This window comes from Streptomyces sp. (assembly GCF_050698815.1).
Taxonomy (GTDB): Bacteria; Actinomycetota; Actinomycetes; order Streptomycetales; family Streptomycetaceae; genus Streptomyces.
Map to the genome: position 1 here is coordinate 1 of NZ_JBOHCV010000480.1, position 4,903 is coordinate 4,903.

The 4,903-nt window shown below is 68.5% G+C and carries 4 protein-coding genes; all 4 read left to right on the forward strand.

The features are described 5' to 3' along the window. Nucleotides 1-268: 268 nt before the first annotated feature. Entirely contained in the window at nucleotides 269-667 is a 399-nt protein-coding gene (locus tag ACRDP3_RS17325) for a nuclear transport factor 2 family protein (RefSeq protein WP_431517859.1), read from the forward strand. A 51-nt stretch (nucleotides 668-718) separates the two neighbouring features. Further along, the gene (locus ACRDP3_RS17330) at nucleotides 719-1,564 is read left to right on the forward strand and encodes an LLM class F420-dependent oxidoreductase (RefSeq protein ID WP_431517860.1); all 846 of its coding nucleotides are present in this window, start codon (nucleotides 719-721) and stop codon (nucleotides 1,562-1,564) included. Nucleotides 1,565-2,007: 443 nt separating this feature from the next. After that, nucleotides 2,008-4,053 carry a BTAD domain-containing putative transcriptional regulator gene (locus tag ACRDP3_RS17335; RefSeq protein WP_431517861.1) on the forward strand — a complete coding sequence of 682 codons (2,046 nt, stop codon included), beginning with the start codon at nucleotides 2,008-2,010 and terminating at the stop codon, nucleotides 4,051-4,053. Nucleotides 4,054-4,244: 191 nt separating this feature from the next. Beyond that, a partial coding sequence (locus tag ACRDP3_RS17340; RefSeq protein ID WP_431517862.1) for a polyketide synthase occupies nucleotides 4,245-4,903 on the forward strand: 659 nt, incomplete at its 3' end.

Sequence of the window (4,903 nt, forward strand, 5' to 3'; positions counted from 1 at the left end):
GCGTGATGCTGGAGGTGCAGCAGATGCTGATTCCGCCGTCCGCACTCATGCGGCCGACGGTGATCGCCCGTTCGCTGCGCGCCGCCCGGAGATCACCTGCCGTGAGCGCGGCGGCCCCCCGCGTGCAGAGTCCCGTGCCGTAGCCCCGCCGGGGCCGGTACGACGCCCCATGCGGAATCCCGGTCGCCCTCCGAGTCGTCCGGGGCCGGGGACAAGGGAAATCCATGTATCACCCTGAAATGACGGAGGAAGAATGCCTGAACAGCCTGTGGACACGGTGAAGCGCGTTTACGCGGGCCTGACCGCCTTCGATATCGACATGGTTCTCGGGACATGTGATCCCGAGGTCGAGATGATCGCCCCGAAGTCGCTGCCTTGGTCGCAGGGCGACTACAAGGGGCTCGACGGTGCCGCCGCGTACTTCGCCAGCGCTCTGGGACACCTGGACCAGGCCAAGTTCGAAGTGGAGAAGTACCTTCCGTCCGGTGACTGGGTCACGGCATTCGGTTGGTGGAGCGGACGGTTCAAGGAGTCCGGAAACGAATTCAACGTGCGCTTCGTTCACTTCTGGACCATCCGTGACGAGAAAGTCCTCCGCGCCGAGGGAATCTCGGACACGGTGCCGATCGCGACCGCCGGCGGGACCCTCGTACCTGCCGCCGGCTGATCGAGCCCAAGTGGCCTTGCCGACCAGTACGATTCGATCTGGGGAGAGCGTGTGAAGTTCGGTGTGTCGGCCCTCGTGACCGACGAGGGAATCGGACCCGCAAAGTTGGGTCGAGCCCTGGAGGAGCGCGGATTCGAGTCGCTGTTCGTCGGCGAGCACACCCACATTCCGGTGAAGCGGGAGACCCCGTGGCCGGGCGGTGGAGAGCTGGGCCGGGATCTCTACCGCACCCTGGACCCCATCGTGTCGCTTACCGCGGCGGCGATGGCGACGGAGCGGCTGATCGTGGGCGGCGGGGTGTTCCAGGTGACCCAGCGCGATCCCATCACCCTGGCCAAGGAGATCGCTTCGCTCGATCTTGTGTCGGGTGGCCGCGCGGTCGTGGGCGTGGGTGCGGGCTGGAACCGTGAGGAGATCCGCAATCACGGTACCGATCCGAGGACACGCATGGCGCTGCTGCGCGAGCGAGTGCTCGCCATGAAGGCCCTCTGGACCCAGGAGGAGGCGGAGTTCCACGGCGACTTCGTCTCCTTCGACCCGGTGTTCTCCTGGCCCAAGCCGGTGCAGCGTCCGCATCCGCCGATCATGGTCGGCGGCAACCATCCGGCGGCCGTCGAGCGCGTCCTGGACTTCGGTGACGACTGGGGGCTCATCTGGCTGCCGATGATGCTCGAGGGGGAAGGCAACCTCGGGGATCTCGTGGCCGACTTCCGGCGTCGTGCGGAGGAGCGGGGCCGTGGTTACCTGCCGGTGACGGCGTATCAGGTTCCCACTGACGCCCGGGCGGTCGAGTCGATCGTCGCGGCGGGCGCGGACCGGATCCTGTTCACCCTGGACACCGCCCCGGAAGCGGACACGCTGCGCAGCCTCGACGCGATGTCGAAGCTGATCGGATAGCGTCCGCGGCCGACGCGTCCCGGTCTCCGCCCGGCCGGCGGAGACCTGCAACGGAACGGACAGAGGGCACGGGCCCTCTGGTGATCAGGTGAGCGCTGACCGCACTTGGTGACCGGGGACCCGTGCCCGTCGTCGTTCCCCGCCGCCGGGTCTCATCGGGTGCGGCCCCTACCCCGTAGGGGAACCCACGCGGTGCGGTCCGCCCTCTTGCGCACGGACGTGGGTGTGAGCAATGTCAGCGGTGACAGGTGCCCGAACGGTAGATACTTTGTTCTAAGTTGTGGTGAGACCAGCGGAAAACTGCGTCTCATTGTGTCGATTGCGGACGAACGGAGCTCATCGAAGGCGAATGTTTGGCGTAGCGAGACGCAACTCTTCGCCCGTGACCAGAGCGTTGCAAGGGTTCGTCCGGAGGCCGGGGGCCGTGTCAGACGAGGGGGAACATGCGGCTGGAACTGTTGGGGTCAGCGAGGGCTTGGTGCGACGGAGCGGAAGTCCTGCTCGGGCCACCGAAGCAGCGTGCCGTGGTCGGAGTCCTCGCGAGCCGCGTCAACGAGATCGTGGGCGTCGAGCAGATCGTCGACGCGGTGTGGGGCAGTGCCGTACCGCAGACCGCGGCCAACGGCGTGCACACCTATGTCGCCGGTCTTCGCAGAGTCCTCGAACCCGGCCGCGGACGCCGTGCTTCGGGCGCCGTACTCACCTCCTCCGGGGGTGGCTACGCACTGTGCCTCGACCCCGATCACGTCGACGTCGCGCTGTTCGAGCGGCGCCACGCGGAGGCGCGGCGCCTGCACGGCCAGGGGCGGCCCCAGGAAGCGGTGCGGGAGTTCGACACGGCGCTGGGGTTATGGAGGGGGGATGCCTACGCCAACGTTCCCGGGCCGTTCGCCGAGATGGAGCGCAGCCGGCTCGCGGAACTGCGCCTGACCGCCGTCGAGGAGTGGGCCGCCGACATGCTCGCCGTGGGCCGGCATGCCGAGGCCGTTCCCGTGCTCTCCAACCTGGTCGCCAGGGAACCGCTGCGCGAAGGTCTGCGCTGGTTCCTGATGCTGAGCCTGTACCGCAGCGGACGCCGGGCCCACGCACTGGGCGTGTACCGGGAGACCAGATGCCTGCTCAGGGAGGAACTGGGACTGGAACCGGGGACCGAACTGCAGTCCCTGCACGCCCAGATCCTCGCCGGACACCCAGACCTCGTCTCACGGGCGACGGACATCGCGGCCATGCGCGAGGGCCGTCGGGCCGCCGCACCCGCCAGGGCCGCATCCGTCGACCCGGTGCCTGAGCCGGCAGTGCGCCCCGCTCAACTTCCGCACAGCGCACGCGGGTTCGTCGGTCGCGCCGAGGAACTCGCGACTTTGGACGCCCTCACCGCCCAGAGCGGCGGACGGCCCGAGATGCGCCCGACGCTGGTGGTCATCGAAGGAGCCCCGGGTGTCGGCAAGTCGACACTCGCGCTGCATGCGGCGCGGCAGCTCGGCGACCGTTTCCCGGACGGCCACCTCTATGTGGACATGTACGGCGCGGCGTTGGGCCAGAAGGCGTTGAGCGCCATGGACGCCTTGGCGCAGCTGCTGGGCAGTCTGGGCGTGGCGAAGGCACGCCTCCCCGACGACCTCCCGGGACGCACGGCGCTGTACCGCAGCCTGCTGCACGGCAAGCGGGCGCTGGTGGTGCTCGACGACGCCGTGAGCGCGGAGCAGGTGCGACCGCTCATTCCGAGCGGGCAGGTGTGTGTGCTGGTCACCAGTCGGCGGGTGCAACGCGGACTGGTGGTGAGGGACGGTGCGTACCGCATCGCGCTCAAGCCTCTGTCGTCGGCCGAGTCCGTGCGGCTGATCACCTATCTGATCGGTGAGGGGAGGGTGGAGGGACAGTGGGAGGCGGCCGCCCGGCTCGCCGAGATGTGCGGGCGCCTGCCGCTTGCCCTGCGGATCGCCGCCGAGGGTCTGGCCGAGCATCCCCGGCTGACCTTGGCCGACATGGCGCAGCAGCACGCCGCCGAGGGGGGCCGCCTCGACCGCCTCGCTGTCGAGGACGACGTGGCGGCGAGTCTCAGGGCCGCGTACGCCGTGGCGTACGACGCGCTTCCGGCGGATGCGGCACGGCTCTTCCGGCTTCTCGGGCTGTACCACGGCGAGATGATCACTGCCTTCCTCGGTGCCACACTGATGGGCAGCGACCTCGTACACGCGGAGCAGGTGCTGGGTGTGCTCGCCGACTACCATCTGCTCGAGGAGGCCGGCGAGGGCATGTACCGCTTCCACACTCTCCTGGGAATTTACGCGGCCGAGTGCGCGGAGCAGGAGCCCGCGCACCACCGGACGGCGGCCCTGGCGCGATTGCAGGACGCCGGACAATTCGCCTCGGATTCAACGCGGTCCGCGATACTGCTGTGCCGCGAGCCGGTGTTGATCGGGTCGGGGGGCTGCAGGCACTCTCCGTATCGCGGTATTGACGAAACCCCCACACGCAAAGCCGAGTAGAGCAATATCGGAGGTGCGTGTCCGGAGGCCCTCTGTCAAAGTTTCCACCATCGTTCGGTGCTCGTGGACAGGGGGTATGTGCGATGCGCGGTGAGGTAGGACGACTAACGGATGCCACGCACCCCGCCGACGCACAAGCGCCGACTGTAAAGGGTGCGGAAAGTGGGGCTCCCGGCGATTCGATCGCTGTCATCGGATGGGCGTGCCGGCTTCCGGGAGCGGAGGATCCCGGGGCTTTCTGGCGTCTGCTCGCCGATGGATCGAGTGCTGTCTCCGAAATGCCAGCGGGGCGGATTCTGTCGCCCCTTTCGGTGCATGGCTCCTCGCAGGACGGGGACCGCGAGACGCCCCCAGGGGGTTTTCTCGAGCACGTCGACAGATTCGACGCGGAGTTCTTCGGCATTTCTCCGAAGGAGGCAGCTGCGACAGATCCGCAACAACGGTTGATGCTGGAGCTCGCCTGGGAGTGCATAGAGGACGCACGGTTATCTCCCGCCTCCCTCGACGGCAGTGGCACGGGCGTCTTCGTGGGTGCCATGGCGGACGACTTCGCGAGACTGCAGGGCCGCCTGGGGGCGGACCGGATGACCCGGCACACCCTCGGCGGGACGCAGCGCGGTCTGCTGGCGAACCGCGTCTCCCACACCCTGGGACTGCGCGGTCCCAGCCTCGCCGTCGACACCGGCCAGTCCTCCTCCCTCGTCGCCGTGCACCTGGCCTGCGAGAGCCTGCGCAGGGGCGAGTCGGCGACGGCCCTCGCGGCGGGTGTCCACCTCATCGTGGATCCGGACAGCACAGTCTGCGTCGAGAAGTTCGGCGCGCTCTCACCGGACGGCCGCTGCTTCACCTT